We start from the raw sequence: 19,860 nt of genomic DNA, 5'->3' as shown, positions 1-19,860 counted from the left end.
CCCGACCGGGGAACGACGGCAGGGAACGAGGAAGGGCCCGGCGGATGGCCGGGCCCTTCGAGGCGTTGCCGCCTGGTTCGCTGCTGCTGTGCTGTTATTCGCTGGTCACGGCGAGGTCGGGCGTGCCCGGCCCGGTGCCGAGGGCTGCGGTCGTGTTGACGCCGACCGACACCGCGGACTTGCGCGCCGTGGTGGTGAAGACGTACTCGCCGGCCACGAAGTCGACGTGCACGTGGTCGCCCGCGTTCAGCTCGCCCTGCAGGATCTTCTCCGACAGGCGGTCCTCCACCTCGCGCTGGATCGCGCGGCGCAGCGGCCGGGCGCCGAGCGTGGGGTCGAAGCCGACCTCGATCAGGTGCTCCTTGGCCGGGAGGGTCAGCTCGACGGTCATGTCGCGGTCGAGCAGGCGGTCGCTCAAACGCTTGATGAACAGGTCCACGATCTGCAGCAGCTCGGGCTTGGTCAGCTGCGGGAAGACGATGACCTCGTCGACGCGGTTGAGGAACTCGGGCTTGAAGTTCTTCTTGAGTTCTTCCTTGACCTTGCCGGCCATCCGGTCGTAGCTGGTGGTCGTGTCGCCCTCGAGCTGGAACCCGACGGGCGCGCCGCTGATGTCCTTGGTGCCGAGGTTGGTGGTCATGATGATCACGGTGTTCTTGAAGTCGATCACGCGACCCTGGCCATCGGTCAACCGGCCCTCCTCCAGGATCTGGAGGAGCGAGTTGAAGATGTCGGGGTGGGCCTTCTCGATCTCGTCGAACAGCACCACGGAGAACGGCTTGCGGCGCACCTTCTCGGTGAGCTGGCCGCCCTCTTCGAAGCCGACGAAGCCGGGAGGTGCACCGAAGAGCCGGGAGACGGTGTGCTTCTCGCCGTACTCGCTCATGTCGAGGGAGATCATGGCGGCCTCGTCGTCGAAGAGGAACTCGGCGAGCGCCTTGGCCAGCTCGGTCTTGCCGACGCCGGTGGGGCCGGCGAAGATGAACGAACCGGAGGGACGCTTGGGGTCCTTCAGGCCGGCGCGGGTGCGGCGGATGGTCTTGGCGAGGGCCGCGATGGCCTGCTCCTGGCCGATGACGCGCTGGTGCAGGGCCTTCTCCATGAAGACGAGCCGCGAGGACTCCTCCTCGGTGAGCTTGAACACGGGGATGCCGGTCGCCTGGGCGAGCACCTCGGCGATCAGGCCCTCGTCGACGACGGCGGTGGTCTTGACGTCGCCGGACTTCCACTTCTTCTCCAGGCGCAGACGCTCGCCGAGGAGGTTCTTCTCCTCGTCGCGCAGGCCGGCGGCCTTCTCGAAGTCCTGCTCCTCGATCGCGGTCTCCTTGGCGGCGCGCACCACGGCGATCTTCTCGTCGAATTCGCGCAGCTCGGGCGGGCTGGAGAGGATCGACAGGCGCAGGCGCGCGCCGGCCTCGTCGATCAGGTCGATGGCCTTGTCGGGGAGGAACCGGTCGGAGACGTAGCGGTCGGCGAGGTTCGCCGCGGCCACGAGGGCCCCGTCGGTGATCGAGACCTTGTGGTGCGCCTCGTAGCGGTCGCGCAGCCCCTTGAGGATGTTGATGGTGTGGGGCAGCGACGGCTCGGCCACCTGGATCGGCTGGAACCGGCGCTCGAGCGCGGCATCCTTCTCGAAGTGCTTGCGGTACTCGTCGATCGTGGTCGCACCGATGGTCTGCAGCTCACCGCGGGCGAGCAGCGGCTTGAGGATCGAGGCCGCGTCGATGGCGCCCTCGGCGGCACCGGCACCGACGAGGGTGTGAATCTCGTCGATGAAGATGATGATGTCGCCGCGGGTGCGGATCTCCTTGGTGACCTTCTTCAGTCGTTCCTCGAAGTCACCGCGGTAGCGGCTGCCGGCGATGAGGGAGCCGAGGTCGAGCGAGTAAAGCTGCTTGTCTTTCAGGGTCTCGGGCACGTCGCCCTTGACGATGGCCTGGGCGAGCCCCTCGACGACGGCGGTCTTGCCGACGCCGGGCTCGCCGATCAGGACAGGGTTGTTCTTCGATCGCCGGGACAGGATCTGCATGACCCGTTCGATCTCCTTCTCGCGCCCGATCACCGGGTCGAGCTTGTTCTCGCGCGCGGCCTGGGTGAGGTTGCGGCCGAACTGGTCGAGAATCTGGCTGCCCGCCGGACCGCTCGCCGTCTCGTTGGCCCCAACCTGGACCTGCTCCTTGCCCTGGTAGCCGGAGAGGAGCTGGATGACCTGCTGGCGCACCCGGTTGAGGTCGGCGCCGAGCTTGACGAGCACCTGGGCGGCAACGCCCTCACCCTCGCGGATGAGGCCGAGCAGGATGTGCTCGGTGCCGATGTAGTTGTGGCCGAGCTGCAGGGCTTCGCGCAGGCTCAGTTCGAGCACCTTCTTGGCGCGCGGCGTGAACGGGATGTGCCCGGTCGGCTGCTGCTGGCCCTGGCCGATGATGTCCTGCACCTGCTCGCGCACGGCGTCGAGGGAAATGCCCAGGCTCTCGAGGGCCTTGGCGGCCACACCCTCGCCTTCGTGGATCAGCCCGAGCAGGATGTGCTCGGTGCCGATGTAATTGTGGTTGAGCATCTTGGCCTCTTCTTGGGCCAGGACGACGACGCGACGAGCTCGGTCGGTAAATCTCTCAAACATGTGATCGCTCCCTTGGCACCAGGGCAGTTGTGGCGCCGATACATCGAGAGTAACGAGGGAACCTCCCAAACCGCGCCTCTGTTCGCCGCAGGCGTGACGGATGACGCTCCGCGGCTGATCCGCGACTGACCCGCGGCGACACGATGCGCACCCCGAGTTCTCGCGTCACCCTCGAATATATTGGGACAGCTCCGGTCCCGGATGAAGCACCCCGTTGACGATCGCTCGGATGGCGAACTCACTGGTCTCCGGGAGCTCGATGTCTTGCGGGTGCAGGAGCCATTGCAGCTGCAACCCGTCCATCACGGCGAGGATGCTGGCGGACGCGGCGCCGATCGTCGCAGGCTCGGCGATTCCCTCTTGCTCGCACAGTACGCGGAATGCAGCCGCGACCAGGCCTCGCAGTGTCGAGTACCGATCCTCGAAGAACGGGCGTGCCGGGTGATCGTCCGTGACGGACTCGGCCGAGAGAACGGTGTAGACCTGCACGACGCCGGCGCGCCGCGAGTTCACGAGGGCGGTTCGCACCAGGTGCAGGAACAGCTCCGGCCCGTTCGGGATGTGGTGCTCGTCGAGATCCGCGACGTCCGTCTCATCGCGGTAGGTGAGCATCTCGAGCAGCAGGTTCTGCTTCGACCCGAAGTGATGGAGCACTCCGGCGTGGGTGATGTCGACCTGTTCGGCGATCTCGGCAAGGGTTCCGTTCGCGTAGCCCTTGTTCCCGAAGATGTCGATGGCCGCATCGAGGATCTCCCTGCGCTTGCGCTGTGTCGCCGGCCTGGTGCGGGGCATGTTGCTCTTGGCTTCGTGCGGCACGGTGCTCCCTTCGGCGACGACGATCAGGTCCAACATCCAACGCTTGCCATATTAGTGACTTGTTGGTAGCGTCGGCCTCAACTTACTTACCAGTAAGTAAGTTGAGGAAAGGGCACCACGATGGTGCTGCATCACAGAGGGAGTAGCAATGAGGCTCAGATCAACCTTCATCGGCGTCGGACTGGTGGCGGCACTCGCCCTCACAGGCTGCGCCGGGGGCGCCGCACCCGGCTCGCAGCCAGAGGCCGGAGCCGCACTCACCATCGCGAAGCCCGACGGCGTGATTGCCACGGAGTCGAACAACCCCTGGGTCGGCGATTCGTCCGCGAACAAGTTCGGCTACAAGAACGTCATCTTCGAACCCCTCGCGATGGTGAACGCGGTCGGCAAGAACGAGACCACCCCCTGGTTGGCCGAGAAGGTCGACTGGAATGCCGACTACACCCAGCTCACCGTCACCCCACGCTCCGGCGTGACCTGGAACGACGGTGAGAAATTCACCGCCGACGACGTCGTCTTCTCCTTCGACATCATCCGCAATACTCCCGCGTTCGACACGGGCAACCTGCAACTGACCGACATCGTGAAGGACGGCGAGACCGTTGTCCTCACCTTCGCCGAGTCGAAGTTCGTCAAGCAGGCGCAGGTTCTGCACATCCCGATGGTTCCGAAGCACATCTGGGCCGATGTGGCTGACCCGACCACGGACACCAACCCCAAGCCCGTCGGCACCGGCCCGTACACGCTGGACAGCTTCAGCAGCCAGTCGGTCACGATGCGGGCCCGCGACGATTACTGGGGCGGCGACCTCGCCGTGCCGACCCTGTACTACGTCTCGTACAACGACAACACCGCGCTGACCACGGCCCTTGCCAGCGGCGATGCCGACTGGGCGCAGGCGTTCATCCCCAATGTGAAGAGCGCATTCGTCGACAAGGACCCCGACCACAACGTCTTCTGGGCGGCGAACGTGATGGCGCCCGACGTATTGTTCCTCAACCACCAGAAGAAGCCCTTCAACAACCTGGCGTTCCGTCAGGCGGTCAACATGGTCATCGACCGCGCGGCGCACACCGAGATCGCCCGCGAGAAGGCCGGCCCCCAACTGAAGTCGGTGACCGGTCTGCCGACCCCCGTCGGCGAGCAGTACATCGCGACCCAGTACCAGGGCAAGGAACTCTCGATGGACGTCAAGGGTGCTCGGGCGCTCCTCACCGACGCCGGATACACCTGGGCCAAGAAGGCCCTGATCGACCCCGACGGCGAGCCTGTTTCGTTCACCGTCGAGGTTCCGCAGGGCTGGAACGACTACGTCACCGGCATCAGCCTCATCGCCGACCAGGTCACGAAGACCCTCGGCGCCGACGCGAAGGTGAACACGCCTGACGCCGACACCTGGTGGGCCAACAAGCGCTCCGGCAACTTCGACGCCATCATGCACTGGACCGACAGCGGCACCACGCCGTACGACCTCTACTCCGACACGATGGACGGACGCTGGCTCCTGACGGGCGACGAGGTGGACTACAACTTCGGTCGCTACGACAACCCGCGTGCCACCGAACTGCTGGACACGTACGCGACCTCGGCGACCGATGAGGAGCGCACGGCAGCGCTGGGAGAGATCCAGAGCGTCTTCGTCGATGACGTGCCGGTAATCCCGGTCGGCACCCACCCGGTGCTGGGCGAGTACAACACCCGCAACTACGTGGGCTGGCCGAACGAGAAGGACCAGTACGCGACGGCCGACCCCCTGCAGGTCACCGTCCCGCTGATCCTCACGAAACTCAAGCCGGTCGAGTAACTCGAATCAGGGAGGGGCGGATGCCGCAGCATCCGCCCCTCCATCGCCGACCTTCACGAAAGCGACGAACCATGCCTGATCCTCTCCTCACCGTGCACGACTTCTCGGTCGTGTATGACGTCGATCCGCCCGTCGAAGCGGTGAAGCATGTGACCCTCGAACTGCAGCGTGGCGAGATCCTCGGGCTCGCCGGCGAAAGCGGGTGCGGCAAGACCACGCTCGCCTATGGCCTGCAGCGCCTGCTGCGTGCACCCGCGGTGATCGAAAGCGGGAGCGTGACCTTCCACGACGCATCCGGTGTCGACATCGACGTCAACGCGCTCGACGTCGAAGAGATGCGACGCTTCCGGTGGGACAAGATCTCGATGGTGTTCCAGGGGGCGATGAACGCGCTCAATCCCGTCACCACGATCGGCGCACAACTGGGCGACGTGTTCCGCGTGCACCGTCCCGACCTGAACAGGCGCGAGCGCCGCGCCGCGTGCGAGGAGTTGTTGGAGCTCGTCGCCGTCGGACGCGAGCGCATCCGCTCCTTTCCGCACGAGCTCTCCGGTGGCATGCGCCAGCGCGTGATGATCGCCATGGCGCTCGCTCTGCGCCCTCAGCTGATGGTGATGGACGAGCCGACCACGGCACTGGATGTGCTCGTGCAGCGCGAGATCCTGAGTCAGATCTCGATGCTGCGCCACGAATTCGGCTTCTCAGTGATCTTCATCACCCATGACCTCCCCCTGCTGCTGGAGATCAGCGACCGGATCGCCGTGATGCGGGGCGGCGAAATCATCGAACTCGCACCCGCGCGCGAGCTCTGGGAGCACCCGCAGCACGAATACACCAAGACGCTGCTGGCGTCCTTTCCCCGCCTGACCGGCGAGAGGGGAGTGCTGGTCCGATGACCACGCTCGAATTTGTGAACGTCTCCAAACGCTACCGGGTGCGCGGGGCATCGACGATGCTCGCCCTCGACGACGTCAGCTTCACCCTGCACGACCGAGAGACCATCGCCCTGGTCGGCCAGTCCGGCAGCGGCAAGTCGACCATCGCGAAAATCCTCACCCAGCTGGAGACCCCCACCAGTGGCGAGGTGCTGCTGGACGGCAAGCCGATCCCCCGCCACGGCCGAGGCCTTCGCAGCTACCGCCAGACGTTGCGGATGATCTTTCAGGATCCGTTCGCCTCGCTCAACCCTTACCACTCGATCCGATACCACATCGAGCGTCCGCTGCGGCTGGACAACGTCGTCCCCAAGGCTGAGACCGAGACAGAGGTCAGGCGCCTCCTGGAACGGGTGCGCCTGGACGCGGATGCGGTCATCGACCGCCGCCCGCACGAACTCTCGGGCGGACAGCGCCAACGCGTCGCGATCGCCCGGGCGCTCGCGTCGCGACCCTCGCTGCTCGTCGCCGATGAGCCGGTGTCGATGCTGGACGTGTCGATCCGCCTCGGTGTGCTGAACCTGCTCGCCGATCTGCAGAGGGAGGAGGGGCTGGGTGTGCTCTACATCACCCACGACCTCGCCACAGCGCGTCACTTCAGCGACCAGATCATGGTGCTGCACCAGGGCCGCGTGGTCGAACACGGACCCGCCGACGACGTCATCCTGAACCCTCAGCACGAGTACACCCGGGAGCTCCGGTCGGCTTCGCCCGACCCGGAGAAGCACTTCGCCACGGCATCGACTCGCCCCCGGGGCGGTGTCGCATGAAGATCCCGGTCCGCTTCATCGCCAGCCGTTCCGCGTTCTACCTGTTCACGGCGTGGGCGGCGATCACCATCAACTTCTTCCTGCCGCGCATGATGGCGGGCGACCCCGTCACCGCCTACATGCAGCGCAATGCCGGGCAGATCAGCCCGGAGGCCGAGCGGTCCCTGCGCATCCTCTTCGGCCTCGACCAGAACAGCTCCGTCTGGGAGCAGTACACGGGCTACTGGCAGCTCCTGTTCAGCGGCGACCTCGGACGCTCCTTCTCCAACGGCCTCGCGCCCGTCGGTGACATCATCTCCTCGGCTCTGCCGTGGACGCTCGGCCTCGTCGGGATCGCCACGATCGTGTCGTTCGTTCTCGGCACCGCAACCGGCGCCCTCATCGGCTGGCGGCGCGGCAGCAGAGCGGATGTGATCGTCCCGATCTCGACCTTCTTCAGCACGGTGCCGTACTTCTGGCTCGGACTGATCGCGATCGCGGTCTTCTCTTCGACCCTGGGCTGGTTCCCCGCCTCGCACGCCTACGACAAGGGGTCGTCGCCGGTTTTCACGGCCGACTTCATCGGGCAGGTGATCGCTCACGGCGCACTGCCGGCGATCACGATCGTCATCGCGTCGCTGGGCGGATGGATCCTCGGCATGCGCAACATGATGCTCACTGTGCTCGACGAGGACTACATCACTGTGGCGCAGGCCAAGGGCCTGCCGAACCGTCGCGTGCTCTGGCACTATGCCGCCCGCAACGCGATGCTGCCGCAGCTGTCCAGTTTCGCGCTGTCCATCGGATTCATCGTCGGCGGCACGATCGTGATGGAGATGGTGTTCTCCTATCCCGGCATCGGCAAGCTGTTGCTGGACGCGACCAATGCGAAGGACTACCCGCTCATGCAGGGCGTGTTCCTCATCATCACGATGGCGGTGCTGTGCGCGAACGTCCTCGCGGACGTCGCCTATGCGATCCTCGATCCCCGCACACGTCAGACAGAGGCCTGAGATGACAACCGCAGAAAACCTGACCGGACCGGCAACCGTCGGCAGCCCGGAACCGGAGACAGTGCGTTCACCGGCAGCGACCACTCCGCCCAAGGAGAAGACGTTCTGGTCGCAGCTGGCGTCGGCGTTCGCGATGTTCCGCAACCCGAAGTCACTGACCGGACTCGTCATCCTGTGCGTCTTCGTCGCGGTCGCTCTCCTCGGCGATTTCCTCGCCCCGTATGGCGCGCTCGAGAAGGACTTCACGGCTCTCCGTCAGGCGCCGTCCTGGACCCACCTGCTCGGCACGACGCACATGGGGGAAGACATCCTCAGCCAGATCATCTACGGCACCCGCGGTGTGCTCATCGTCGGATTCCTGGCCGGGATCATCGGCACCGCGATCGCCGTGGTCATGGGTGTCGTCGCGGGGTACACCCGAGGCTGGCGGAGCGAGTCGCTTTCCGCGGTGACGAATGTGTTCCTCGTCATCCCCGGGCTGCCGCTGATCATCATCGTCGCGTCCCAGTTCGAGAACCCGCCGCTCATCCTCATCGCCGCCGTGCTCGCCGCAACCGGCTGGGCATGGGGCGCACGCGTGCTCCGTGCGCAGACGATGTCGCTGCGCAACCGCGATTTCATTCAGGCCGCCCGCGCGAACGGCGAGCCGCTGCACCGCATCATCCTTGTGGAGATGCTGCCGAACCTGATGGCGATCATCGCCTCCAGCTTCGTCGGCACCGTCACCGCAGCGGTGCTGGGCCTCACCACCCTCGCTTTCATCGGCGTGATCCCCATCACCAACCTGAACTGGGGCACGATCCTGTTCTGGGCCCAGCAGAACGGCGCCTTCCCGGACTTCTGGTGGTGGTACGTCCCGGCAGGACTCTGCATCGCCATCCTCGGCGTCGCGCTGTCGCTGATCAACTTCGGCATCGACGAGTACGTCAACCCGCGCCTGCGTTCGGCCGGGGAGCGAGCCAGGGCGATGAAGAAGAAGGGCCTCGACGTCAACGCCACGATGACCGTCGTCCGCACCGTCGAGACCCCGGCGCGGCGTCAGGCAGGGAACACGAAATGACGATCTCCAGGTCTTCCACCGACTCCCTCCCGTACCAGGACCCCGCGCTCCCGATCCCCGAACGCGTCGCCGACCTCCTCGCACGGATGTCGGTGGAGGAGAAGGTCGGGCAGATGCTCCAACTCGATGCGCAGGAGGACCTCGACGACCACGTGCTGCGGAAGCATGCCGGATCGATCCTGCACACCTCACCGGAGTCGATCCTGCGTGCCAATGAACTCTCCGCCCACACGCGGCTGCGCATTCCGCTGATTGTCGCTGAGGATTGCATCCACGGCCACTCGTTCTGGGAGGGTGCGACGATCTACCCGACGCAGCTGGCGATGGCGGCATCCTGGGACGCAGACCTGCTCGAGCGGGTCGCCCGGGCGACGGCGGTCGAGGTGGCGGCCACGGGTGTGCACTGGACCTTCTCCCCCGTGCTGTGCATCGCTCGCGACCTGCGCTGGGGGCGGGTGGGCGAAACGTTCGGCGAGGATCCCTTCCTCATCGGCGAGCTCGCGGCGGCGATGGTGCGGGGCTATCAGGGAAACGGCCTGGCCGATCCGACGGCGATCCTCGCGACCGCCAAGCACTTCGCCGGCTACTCGGAGACGCAGGGCGGGCGTGACTCGAGCGAGTCGGACCTCTCCCGTCGCAAGCTCCGCTCCTGGTTCCTGCCGCCGTTCGAGCGGGTGGCCCGCGCGGGCTGCCGTTCCTTCATGCTCGGCTACCAGAGCATGGACGGCGTGCCGATCACGATCAATGAGTGGCTTCTCAGCGACGTCTTGCGTGGCGAGTGGGGGTACACCGGCACCCTGGTCACCGACTGGGACAACGTCGGCCGGATGGTCTGGGAGCAGAAGGTGCAACCCGACTATGCGCACGCGGCCGCCGCCGCCGTGCAGGCCGGCAACGACATGATCATGACGACCCCGGAGTTCTTCGAGGGTGCGCTGGCCGCCGTCGACCAGGGTCTTCTCGACGCGAGCGCGTTCGACCCGGCTGTGGCCCGCATCCTCACGCTGAAGTTCGAGCTCGGGCTCTTCGAGAACCCGCGGCTTCCCCGTGCGGACCTGGCCGGAATCGTGGGCAATGCTGCGCACGCGGAGCTGAACCTGGAGGTGGCCCGCCGATCGATCGTGCTGCTCGAGAACGACGGAGTGTTGCCGCTGTCCGCTGCGCGCTCGACGCGGGTCGCCGTGGTGGGACCACTGGCTGACGACGCTCAGACGCAACTGGGCGACTGGGCCGGTGGATCGGGCCAGGTCGGCTGGCTCGACGGGCAGCCGCGGGAGATGATCACGACCGTGCTCGACGGCATCCGGCGGATCGCGCCGGCTGACTGGGTCGTGACCCATGCGCGGGGCGCCGACATCCTCACCCTGGAGCCGGATCCCGCCGGCCCGACCTTCCCGGATGGTCAGCCCCGCCCGTCGCACGTCGTGCCGTGCGAGCCCGATCAGACGCTCATCATCGAGGCCGTCGCCGCGGCGGACCAGGCGGATGTCGTGATCGCCGTCGTCGGCGACAGGATCGAACTCGTCGGCGAGGGTCGGTCCACGGCGACGCTCGAGCTCATCGGCGGGCAGAACGCCCTTCTGGACGCGCTGATCGCGACCGGGAAGCCGGTGGTCGTCGTGCTGCTCGCATCAAAACCGCTCGTGCTGCCGGCATCCGTCCAGCGAGCCGCAGCCGTAGTCTGGACGGCGAATCCGGGAATGCAGGGTGGGCGTGCTCTCGCCGAGATCCTCGTCGGCGAGGTGGAGCCGTCCGGGCGCCTGCCGATCTCGTTCGCGCGGCACGCCGGGCAGCAGCCGACGTACTACAACCAGATCCGCGGCCAGCACGGCGACCGCTACGCGGACCTCACCCAGTCGCCTGCCTGGGCCTTCGGTGAGGGGCGCAGTTACACCACCGTCCAGTACGAGGATCTCGTGCTGGAGGAGACGGCGCTCACGGCATCGGACACGATCGTCGCGCAGATAACGGTGCGAAACACCGGTGCGCGGCCGGCGCTGGAAACGGTGCAGGCATACGTGCGGGATGCGGTCACCTCGGTGAGCTGGACCGACAAGGAGCTCAAGACCTACCGTCAGGTCGGGCTGGCACCCGGTGAGTCCGCGCGCGTGCGGCTGGAACTTCCCGTCGCCGAGTGCAGCATCGTGGATGCCGCAGGACGACGAGTCGTGGAACCGGGGCAGTTCGAGCTCCTGGTCGGTCCGTCGTCACGGGATTCCACGCTGCTCGGGGCGGCGTTCACCGTAACGACCCCGTGACAGTAGGGCGTGAGACCCGGTCAACGGATGTGCGAATCCGCCGCATCACCATCACCATCCCCATCCCCATCCCCATCACCAGGAGTAGCAAATGACGACGTCACCCTCCATCCAGCTCTACACGGTGCGGGATGCGATTTCCGCCGATCTCGACGGCGCCGTCGCGCGACTCGCCGAGATCGGCTTCACGAAGGTCGAACCGTACGCTTTCGTTGAGCGAGCGGACGAGTACGAGCGGGCCTTCGCGGCTGCGGGCGTCTCCGCTCCGTCCGGTCACGCCTCCGTCATCGACTCGGACGACCCGGCACGCACCTTCGACGCGGCGGCCCAGCTCGGCATCGGCACCGTGATCGACCCGTTCATTCCGAGCGCCCGCTGGCAGACGGCCGACGACGCCTCCCGCCTTGCCGGCCGGGTGAACGAACTGCAGGTCCAGGCGGCTGCTGCCGGCCTGCGGTTCGGCTACCACAACCACAACTGGGAGTTCTCGAACCGGGTCACTGGCCGGTCGATCTTCGAGTTGTTCCTCGAGCGCCTCGCCCCCGACGTCACCCTGGAGATCGACACATTCTGGTCGACGGTCGGCGGCGCGGACACCCCAGCGCTGCTTCGATCGCTCGGTGAGCGCGTGCAGTTCCTGCACATCAAGGACGGCCGCGTCGCCGGAGACATCGCCACCTCGTTGCCCAGCAGCGAAAGCGCCCTGGAGGTGCCCGACGCCCTCGCGAAGGCCTTCAGGGACCAGGTTCCCGCGGGCAGCGGGGACGTCGACATCCCCGCTATCCTCGCCGCAGCGCCGCACGCGCTACGGGTGGTGGAGTTCGATGGATACAGCGGTGACATCTTCGAGGGCGTCGCGGCGTCCTTCGCCTGGCTCGCCCGGAACGACACCGCCGGCGACACGGCGGTTGCCCAGTGAGCGGCACCGGTCCGGTCGGCGTCGGCGTCATCGGCGCCGGGGTGATCAGTGGTACCTACCTGGAGAACATGACGGCGTTCCCGGACCTGTCGGTCCTGTTCGTCGCCGACATCGACGCGAGCCGTGCTCGTGCGCAGGCCGAGGCCTTCGGGATACCCGGGCACGGCTCCGTCGACGAGCTCCTTGCCATCGACGAGATCGAGATCGTCGTGAACCTCACCATCCCGGCCGTCCACACGGAGGTCGGCGAGCTCATCATCGCGGCCGGCAAGCACGTCTGGAGTGAGAAGCCGCTCGCCCTCGACCAGCAGGCGGGGGCGGCCCTGCTCGCCGCAGCCGACGCGGCGGGCCTGCGAGTCGCCTGCGCACCGGACACTGTGCTCGGGGCGGGCATCCAGACCGCCATGCGGGCAATCGCTCGCGGTGACATCGGCGAGCCGCTGACGGCGACGACGATGTTCCATGTCCCCGGCCCGGAGGCCTGGCACCCGAATCCGGAGTTTCTCTTCGCCCACGGCGCCGGCCCGCTGTTCGACATGGGTCCGTACTACGTCGCGACGCTGATACACGCATTCGGTGCCGCCAGCCGGGTGAGCGCCGTCTCCTCGAAGTCGTTCCCCGTGCGCACCATCGGCAGCGGCCCGCGTGCCGGTCTCGAGTTCCCCGTCGAGGTGCCCACGCACTACGCCGCTCTCGTCGAGTTCGCCGGCGGGCAGTCGGCACAGTCGACGTTCAGCTTTCAGAACGCCCTGCCGCGGATGGGTTTCCTGGAGATCAGCGGCACGGCCGGCACGATCGTCCTGCCTGATCCGAACACGTTCGAGGGCGACTCCACACTGTGGCGTTTCGGCCACACGGAGCCGATGACCCTCACCGCGACAGGTTCCACCTACGGACGCGGTTCGGGCGTGCTCGACCTCGCCCGAGCGATTCGCGGCGGTGAGCGCGAGCGCGCGAGCGGGGCCGTCGCGGCCCATGTGCTCGACGTGTTGCTCGCAATCTCGGTCGCGGCGGAGTCCGGCCTGCCGGTCGACGTGACGTCGCGCGTCACCCAGCCCACACCGCTGGATGCCACCTGGAATCCCGCCTCCCGGACCTGCTGACAAGGTCGGCGGCACCCCCGGTGCAGGGCGACGATCGTGCGGACTCGGCGCTCCTCGCCGCTACTGCACGGCGCTGGTGAGCCGGGCGAGGTTGTCGAGCACGGTGGAGCGCAGCGGCTGCTGCATCCACTCGTCGAGCGTGAGCCGGCGGCTGTCGGCCCGGTAGCCGTCCTCGACCGCCCGGAGCTCGCGCACGAAGGAGCGGCCGCGCACCATCAGCGACACCTCGAAGTTGAGGCTGAACGAGCGCATGTCCATGTTGCTCGACCCGATCACGGCGACCTCGTCGTCGATGGTGAAGTGCTTGGCGTGCAGCACGTACGGCGCCTTGTACAGGTAGATGATCACGCCCGCCCGCAACAACTCCTCGTAGTAGGAGCGCTGCGCGTGGTAGACCAGCGCCTGGTCGCCGACCTCGGAGACGAACAGTTCCACGTGCAGCCCGCGCTGGGTGGCCGTGGTGATCGCGTACATGATCGACTCGTCCGGCACGAAGTACGGGCTGGTGATGATGATGCGTTCCTGGGCGTAATAGAGCAGCGCGAGGAACAGGCGCAGGTTGTTCTCGCCTTCGAACCCGGGACCGCTGGGCACGACCTGGCAGTCCAGCGAGTGCGGCACGACCTCGGCATCCGCCGGTTCGATGTCACGGGTGAGCAGGTCGTCGGTCTCGCCGTACCAGTCGGTGATGAAGATCGCGTTGAGCCCGGACACGATCGGCCCCTCGAGCCGGGTCATCAGGTCTTTCCACTTGAGACCGCGACGGATGTTGCCGGGCATGTTGTAGCTGCGGTCGATGATGTTCTGCGAGCCCATGTAGCCGACCTTGCCGTCGACGATGACGAGCTTGCGGTGGTTGCGCAGGTCGGGGCGCTGCCACTTGCCTTTGAGCGGCTGGAGCGGCAGCAGCAGCTCCCACTTCACTCCGGACGCCGTGAGCCGGCGCAGGGTCTTGCGGTAGCCGGGCTTGCGCATCGACTGGATGTGGTCCATCAGCACCCGCACGGTCACTCCGCGTTTGACGGCGTTCTCCAGGGCGTCGAAGAACGAGGCCGTGGTCTTGTCGAGGGAGAGGATGTAGAACTCGACGTGCACATACTTGCGGGCCGTGTCGATGTCGGCGACCATCTCGGCGAGGGTGCCCTCGTAGTCGCCGAGCAGCCGGGCCTGGTTGCCGCCGACCAGCGGCATCGACCCGAGGTTGCGGTTGAGTTCGACGACGGAATCCAACCACGGCGGCCAGACGTGGTCCCGGCGCACCTGTTCCATCCCCTCGGTGCTATCGAGGATGAACTGGTTGATCTCCTCCTGCTTCTCCAGCCGTTTCTTGGGCAGGGTGCGGTAGCCGATCATCAGGAAGAGCAGGGCGCCGAGGTAGGGGATGAAGAAGATGGTCAGCAGCCAGGCCATGCCGGAGGTGGGCCGGCGGTTGCGCGGCACGACGATCACGGCGACCACGCGGATGGTGAAGTCAACGGCGAGGGCGACCACCAGGATGAAGGTCGAGATGTCGATGCCGAACATGCCGGGTCAGGCGACCGGCTTGTCGAGCCCGAGTTTGGCGCGTTCTTCCGCCTCGATCCGGGCGTAGACCTTCCGCTCGGTGCGGTCGGCCCGGAGGATGGACCGCATCACCAGCCAGAAGATCAGCCCGACCAGCACGGTGGGCACGAGCGACCAGAATGCGCTAACCCAGAAGTTGTCCATATCCCTCTCTACGATACGGGATAACCGGCGCCGGGAACGGACCGGTTCCCGGATGCTTGCCCCGGCACGGGCGACCGGCCCGCCCGGCCCACCGCCGAATCCGCTAGCGGGGATCCGGCGGAGCGGTTGCCGTCGACCCGCGGGTGATGAAGCGCGGCGAGGGTGCCGGCAGGATCACCGGCACCTCGTCCCTGATCAGCCCGAGCAGCGCCCCGGCCGCCATCTCGCCGAGGGCGCGCACGTCGCGGCTCATCACCGACAACGGCGGGGTGGCCAGCTGGCACAGGGCCGAGTCGTCCCAGGCGAGCAGGGACAGCGAGCCCGGCACGTCGATGCCGAGTTCGGCGGCGACGCCGAGGCCGGCGACCGCCATCAGGTCGTTGTCGTAGATGATTGCCGTCGGCGGGTCGGCCAGGCCGAGCAGGCTCCGGGTGGCTCGCCCGCCGCTCTCCTCGGTGTAGTCGCCCTCCACGACGACCCCGTGCGCGCCGAGGGCGGCGGTGGCGTCTTCGAACGCCTCGGTGCGCGCCCGGGTGTGCAACAGGGGTCGCGGGCCGGAGACCCGGCCGATCCGCCGGTGACCGAGGTCGGCGAGCCGGGTGACGGCATCCGTCATCGCCGCGTAGTTGTCGACCTGCACCGCGGCGACACCCGCCGGCGGCGCCTTCTCGCCGAGCACGAGGGCGGGGATGCCGAGGGTGCGGAGGAAGTCCGCCCGGCCGTCGTCGTCGACCAGGTCGGCGAGCACGACCCCTGCCACCTGACCGGACGCCGCCCAGCGCCGGTAGGTCTCGGTCTCCTTCGTAAGGCTGGGCACCACCTGCAGCAGCACCGAGCCGTCGCGCACGGCGAGCACGCGTTCCATCCCCGCGATGAACTCGGCGTAGAACGGGTCGATCCCCAGCAGGCGCGGCGGGCGGCGGAGCACCAGCCCGATCTCGAGGCCGATCGCCAATGACGGCGACTGCGGGAGCGGCGGATGCCGCCGCGCGGTCGGCTCGGGTTCGGGGATCACAGTTGGATTATCCACCATCGCGGCCCGGGCCTTATCCTGTGCGTTGGAGGCAGAATGACGAACCCGCGCGCTCCGCTCGCGACCACGACGAGCCGGGGCATCGTGCTCGACCTCATCCGCTCCGAGGGCCCGGTCAGCCGGGTCGAGCTCGCCGAGCACACCGGGCTGACCCAGGCGACCATGTCGACCGTGGTCCGCCAGCTCATCCTCGACGGCCTTGTGCTGGAGACCGGGCGCAGCGAGTCGACCGGCGGCAAGCCCCGGGTGCTGCTGAACATCAACCCCGATGCCCGGTTCGCGGTGGGGGTGCAGCTCGGCGCCGACTTCATCACCTTCGTGGTCACGAACCTCTCCGGCGCGGTCGTCGGCCGCACCCGCACGAGGGGCGTCGGCGACGAAAGCCCCGACCGGGTGATCGAGCGGATCGCAGATCGGATCGGGCGCCTGCTGGCGAGCCTGGACATCGCCACCCCGCTGGTGGCCGGCATCGGCATCGTCGCGCCCGGCCCGCTCGATCTGGAGGCAGGCCGCATCCTGGCCCCGCCGACCCTGACCACCTGGGGCGATTTCCCGGTGCGCGCCGCCCTGCAGCGCGCGACGGGACTGCCGGTGACACTCGACAACGACGCGACGGCCGCCGCCATCGGCGAGTTCTGGGGCGGCACGGTCGCGAACGCGGCCGCCCACTGCACGGTCTACATGGCCGCCGGGATCGGCGCGGGAATCGTGCTCGGCGGCACCGTCTACCGCGGTGCCAGTTCGAACGCCGGCGAACTCGGCCAGCTCTGGGTCGACGACCCGACCGGGAAGACACCGGGCGGCACCGTCGAAGACCTCGCCGGTCCCCGCGCCGTGGCGGGCAGGGCGCGCGCCCTGATCGGGGCCGGCCACGCGGCGGGCTTCGAACTCTCCCCCGACGGCGATCCGTTCCGGGACTTCGACCTGATCGCCACGGCCGCCGTGCACGGCAACCCGTTCGCCCGCGAGCTGATCGAGCGCTCCGCCGAGCAGCTGGCCACGGCCATAGTGAACCTGGCCAACATCCTCGATCTCGACTCGGTCGTGCTCGCCGGCCCGTCCTTCGCCACGGCCGGGTCGCTCTATCTGACCGCCGCGGTCACCCGGCTCCAGCAGCGCTTCTTCGCCCGGGCCCGGCATCCGGTCGACGTGCGGCTCTCCGCCCATGTCGCCGACGCGGCCGCGGTCGGCGGTGCGGCGCTCATTCTGCAGCAGGAGCTGTCGCCGCGGGCCACCGAACTCGCCGGGCGCGCGCGGCGCCGGCCGGGCTGAGCCGCTGCACGGCATCCGCGTGTCGCCCCCGTCAAATTCGACGGACTTTTCTCGCTCCAGGCCCGAAAATCACCAAATAGTGCCGGATTTCGGGAAAATCTCCGTCGAATTCGACAGGGCACGGGCGGGGCCGGCGGGCAGGCCGGCGGTCAGAGGCCGGCGGCGGTGACCGCTTCCAGCCACAGGCTGGCGAGCAGTTCGTGGCCGACGCTCGTCGGGTGCACCCCGTCGTGGGCGACCGTTTCGGCGCCGACGGCGGCGGCGCTGCGGGTGAGCCCGGCGTCGGCGGCGACGAGCACCGCGTCGTAGTCGACCGCCAGCCGGTGCACCACGTCGATCTTCGGGTCGAGGTCCTCGCGCCAGGCGCGCTGCGCCTCGGTGACCGGCAGCAGGAACGGCTCCACCAGCACGAGCCGGCTGCCGGAGCGCGCGATCGGATCGAGCAGCCGGCGGTAGTCGTTCTCGAAGCTCTCCGCGGTGGTGGTCTCGTTGTCGTCGTAGCGCCGCCAGGTGTCGTTAACGCCGATCAGCACCGACACGATGTCGGCGGCGTGGGCGAGCACGTCCCGCTGCCGGCGGGCGGCAAGGTCGACCATGCGGTTGCCGCTGATGCCGGTGTTCACGACCCGGCGGCCGGCCGCCCAGCCGGAGCCGGCGATGTTCCGCGCGTAACCGGACCCGAGGTGGCCGTCGTGGTCCTCCCGCCGGCCGCAGTCGGTGACGCTGTCCCCGGTGAACAGCACGACGGGCGTCATTTGACGAGGATGCCGTAGACCCCGGAGCCGATCAGGTAGAGCGCGATGCCGCCGACGATGACCCAGAGGATGATCCGGTTCGTCGACGGTCCCTCTTTCCCGGCCGGATCGGATTCGTCGCCGCGCTTCGGATCCTCAGCCGATCGTTCGTCACGGGCGAGTTCATCACGGGCGGCGTCGTCGCGGGCGGGTTCCTCCGGGGGTTGCTGGCTCATGGGCTTACTTTACCAACGGGAAGAGAATGGTCTCGCGGATGCCGAGGCCGGACAGCGCCATCAGCAACCGGTCGATGCCCATGCCCATCCCGCCGGTCGGCGGCATGCCGTATTCGAGGGCGCGGAGGAACTCCTCGTCCAGGCGCATCGCCTCGGGGTCTCCCCCGGCGGCGAGCCTGGCCTGCTCGACGAAGCGTTCACGCTGGATCACCGGGTCGACGAGCTCGGAGTAGCCCGTGGCCAGTTCGAAGCCGCGCACGTAGAGGTCCCACTTCTCGACCACGCCGGCGATCTGTCGGTGGCCGCGCACGAGGGGGCTGGTGTCGACGGGGAAGTCCATCACGAAGGTGGGCCGGGTCAGGCCGCCCTTGACGAAGTGCTCCCACAGCTCCTCCACGTACTTCCCGTGGATGGGGTGGTCGATCTCGAGGCCCTCGGCGTCGGCGAGCACCCGCAGCTCGGCCAGCGGGGTCTCCGGGGAGATCGGGTAGCCGACCGCGGCGGACAGGCTGTCGTACATGCCGATCCGGTCCCAGTCGCCGCCGAGGTCGAACTTCGTGCCGTCGGCCCAGGTCACGACGTGCGAGCCGGAGACCGCGAGCGCGGCATCCTGGATCAGCGTCTGGGTCAGGTCGGCGATCGAGTTGTAGTCGCCGTACGCCTCATAGGCCTCGAGCATGGCGAACTCGGGCGAGTGGGTGGAGTCGGCACCCTCGTTGCGGAAGTTGCGGTTGATCTCGTAGACCCGGTCGATGCCGCCGACGACGGCGCGCTTGAGGAACAGCTCGGGGGCGATCCGCAGGTAGAGGTCGGTGTCGAAGGCGTTGCTGTGGGTCGTGAACGGGCGGGCGGATGCCCCGCCGTGCATGACCTGCAGCATCGGCGTCTCGATCTCGAGGAAGTTGCGGTCGGTGAACGTCCGGCGCAGGCTGGCGACGGTCCGGGAGCGTGCGACGACGCTGGCCCGGGCCTGCTCGCGGGCGATCAGGTCGAGGTAGCGGCTGCGCACCCGCGTCTCCTCGCTGAGCTCGGTGTGCAGGTTCGGCAGCGGCAGCAGGGCCTTGGCGGCGATCTGCCAGTCGGTGACCATGATCGACAGCTCGCCGCGACGGGAGGAGATGACCTCGCCGGAGACGAAGAGGTGGTCGCCGAGGTCGACCAGGTCCTTCCACTCGGCCAGGGACTCCGCGCCCACCTCGCCGAGGGAGACCATGGCCTGGATGCGACTGCCGTCGCCGGCCTGCAGGCTGGCGAAGCAGAGCTTGCCGGTGTTGCGCAGGTGCACGACCCGGCCGGCGAGGCCCGCGGTGACACCCGTGACGGCGTCGGGCTCGAGGGCGCCGAACCGGGCCCGCACGGCGGGAATGGTGTCGGTGACCGGAACGGAGACCGGGTAGGCGCCGCCGGCGGGGGTCGTCGCCGCCCCGATCAGGCGGTCGCGCTTGGCCAGCCGCACGGCCTTCTGTTCGGTGATCTCCGCCAGCGCGGCCTCGGCCTCGGCGAGTTCGGCCGTGCTCCGGGCGTCGGTCGCCGCCGCGGTCGTGGCGGGCTGGGGGGTGTTGTTCGGGCTCATGCGGTTCTCCGTCGGCGGCTGGCAGGCG

General features: G+C 68.0%; 17 protein-coding genes. 9 read left to right on the top strand and 8 right to left on the bottom strand.

What is annotated here, in order from left to right; all coding sequences use genetic code 11:
- Positions 1-94 precede the first annotated feature (94 nt).
- Both E3O32_RS16445 and E3O32_RS16440 read right to left on the bottom strand, forming a co-directional pair.
- A complete protein-coding gene (locus E3O32_RS16445) occupies positions 95-2,620 on the bottom strand; it encodes an ATP-dependent Clp protease ATP-binding subunit (protein WP_134510918.1) in 2,526 nt (841 codons plus the stop codon).
- 165 nt (positions 2,621-2,785) lie between these two features.
- On the bottom strand, positions 2,786-3,412 hold the full coding sequence (locus E3O32_RS16440) for a TetR/AcrR family transcriptional regulator (RefSeq protein WP_134510984.1): 627 nt from the start codon (positions 3,410-3,412) through the stop codon (positions 2,786-2,788).
- 172 nt (positions 3,413-3,584) lie between these two features.
- On the opposite strand from E3O32_RS16440, the gene E3O32_RS16435 reads away from it, so the two are divergent.
- The 8 genes from E3O32_RS16435 to E3O32_RS16400 all read left to right on the top strand — a co-directional run bounded on the left by E3O32_RS16435 (position 3,585) and on the right by E3O32_RS16400 (position 13,277).
- Positions 3,585-5,240, top strand: a complete 1,656-nt coding sequence (locus E3O32_RS16435) for an ABC transporter substrate-binding protein (RefSeq protein WP_134510917.1) — start codon at positions 3,585-3,587, stop codon at positions 5,238-5,240.
- A gap of 71 nt (positions 5,241-5,311) precedes the next feature.
- Positions 5,312-6,136, top strand: coding sequence for an ABC transporter ATP-binding protein (locus tag E3O32_RS16430; RefSeq protein WP_134510916.1), 825 nt, complete (start codon positions 5,312-5,314; stop codon positions 6,134-6,136).
- The gene (locus tag E3O32_RS16425) at positions 6,133-6,945 is read left to right on the top strand and encodes an ABC transporter ATP-binding protein (RefSeq protein ID WP_134510915.1); all 813 of its coding nucleotides are present in this window, start codon (positions 6,133-6,135) and stop codon (positions 6,943-6,945) included. Before E3O32_RS16430 ends, E3O32_RS16425 begins: the two co-directional genes overlap by 4 nt.
- The gene (locus E3O32_RS16420) at positions 6,942-7,937 is read left to right on the top strand and encodes an ABC transporter permease (protein ID WP_134510914.1); all 996 of its coding nucleotides are present in this window, start codon (positions 6,942-6,944) and stop codon (positions 7,935-7,937) included. Before E3O32_RS16425 ends, E3O32_RS16420 begins: the two co-directional genes overlap by 4 nt.
- 1 nt (position 7,938) lies before the next feature.
- Positions 7,939-8,997 carry an ABC transporter permease gene (locus tag E3O32_RS16415; RefSeq protein ID WP_134510913.1) on the top strand — a complete coding sequence of 353 codons (1,059 nt, stop codon included), beginning with the start codon at positions 7,939-7,941 and terminating at the stop codon, positions 8,995-8,997.
- Positions 8,994-11,255, top strand: coding sequence for an exo-beta-d-1,3/1,6-glucosidase (locus E3O32_RS16410; RefSeq protein ID WP_134510912.1), 2,262 nt, complete (start codon positions 8,994-8,996; stop codon positions 11,253-11,255). The genes E3O32_RS16415 and E3O32_RS16410 overlap by 4 nt, the downstream gene beginning before the upstream one ends.
- Positions 11,256-11,346: 91 nt before the next feature.
- Positions 11,347-12,174, top strand: a complete 828-nt coding sequence (locus E3O32_RS16405; RefSeq protein ID WP_134510911.1) for a sugar phosphate isomerase/epimerase family protein — start codon at positions 11,347-11,349, stop codon at positions 12,172-12,174.
- Complete coding sequence (locus E3O32_RS16400; RefSeq protein ID WP_134510910.1) at positions 12,171-13,277, top strand: Gfo/Idh/MocA family protein; 1,107 nt, start codon at positions 12,171-12,173, stop codon at positions 13,275-13,277. The genes E3O32_RS16405 and E3O32_RS16400 overlap by 4 nt, the downstream gene beginning before the upstream one ends.
- Before the next feature lie 60 nt (positions 13,278-13,337).
- Here the strand turns inward: E3O32_RS16400 and cls are convergent, their stop codons facing one another.
- The 3 genes from cls to E3O32_RS16390 all read right to left on the bottom strand — a co-directional run bounded on the left by cls (position 13,338) and on the right by E3O32_RS16390 (position 15,999).
- Positions 13,338-14,801 carry a cardiolipin synthase gene (cls, locus tag E3O32_RS16395; RefSeq protein WP_134510909.1) on the bottom strand — a complete coding sequence of 488 codons (1,464 nt, stop codon included), beginning with the start codon at positions 14,799-14,801 and terminating at the stop codon, positions 13,338-13,340.
- 6 nt (positions 14,802-14,807) lie between these two features.
- On the bottom strand, positions 14,808-14,984 hold the full coding sequence (locus E3O32_RS17355) for a hypothetical protein (RefSeq protein WP_166790886.1): 177 nt from the start codon (positions 14,982-14,984) through the stop codon (positions 14,808-14,810).
- Between the two features lie 103 nt (positions 14,985-15,087).
- Positions 15,088-15,999 (bottom strand): LacI family DNA-binding transcriptional regulator, encoded by a 912-nt coding sequence (locus E3O32_RS16390; protein ID WP_241975066.1) that lies wholly within the window; start codon positions 15,997-15,999, stop codon positions 15,088-15,090.
- Positions 16,000-16,053: 54 nt separating this feature from the next.
- Here E3O32_RS16390 and E3O32_RS16385 point away from each other — a divergent pair, with 54 nt between their 5' ends.
- A complete protein-coding gene (locus E3O32_RS16385; protein WP_134510907.1) occupies positions 16,054-17,289 on the top strand; it encodes an ROK family transcriptional regulator in 1,236 nt (411 codons plus the stop codon).
- A gap of 149 nt (positions 17,290-17,438) precedes the next feature.
- Here E3O32_RS16385 and E3O32_RS16380 read toward each other — a convergent pair whose 3' ends face one another.
- From E3O32_RS16380 to lysS, 3 genes are read right to left on the bottom strand one after another with little or no spacing between them, the layout of a single operon-like run.
- A complete protein-coding gene (locus E3O32_RS16380; RefSeq protein WP_134510906.1) occupies positions 17,439-18,044 on the bottom strand; it encodes an SGNH/GDSL hydrolase family protein in 606 nt (201 codons plus the stop codon).
- On the bottom strand, positions 18,041-18,259 hold the full coding sequence (locus E3O32_RS16375; protein WP_134510905.1) for a hypothetical protein: 219 nt from the start codon (positions 18,257-18,259) through the stop codon (positions 18,041-18,043). The genes E3O32_RS16380 and E3O32_RS16375 overlap by 4 nt, the downstream gene beginning before the upstream one ends.
- A 4-nt stretch (positions 18,260-18,263) precedes the next feature.
- Entirely contained in the window at positions 18,264-19,832 is a 1,569-nt protein-coding gene (gene lysS / locus E3O32_RS16370) for a lysine--tRNA ligase (RefSeq protein ID WP_134510904.1), read from the bottom strand.
- Between the last annotated feature and the right edge of the window lie 28 nt (positions 19,833-19,860).

This window comes from Cryobacterium mannosilyticum (genome assembly GCF_004402705.1).
GTDB classification, from domain to species: domain Bacteria; phylum Actinomycetota; class Actinomycetes; order Actinomycetales; family Microbacteriaceae; genus Cryobacterium; species Cryobacterium mannosilyticum.
Note: the sequence above shows the minus strand (reverse complement) of the source record. Positions and strands in the feature narration are given on the sequence as shown.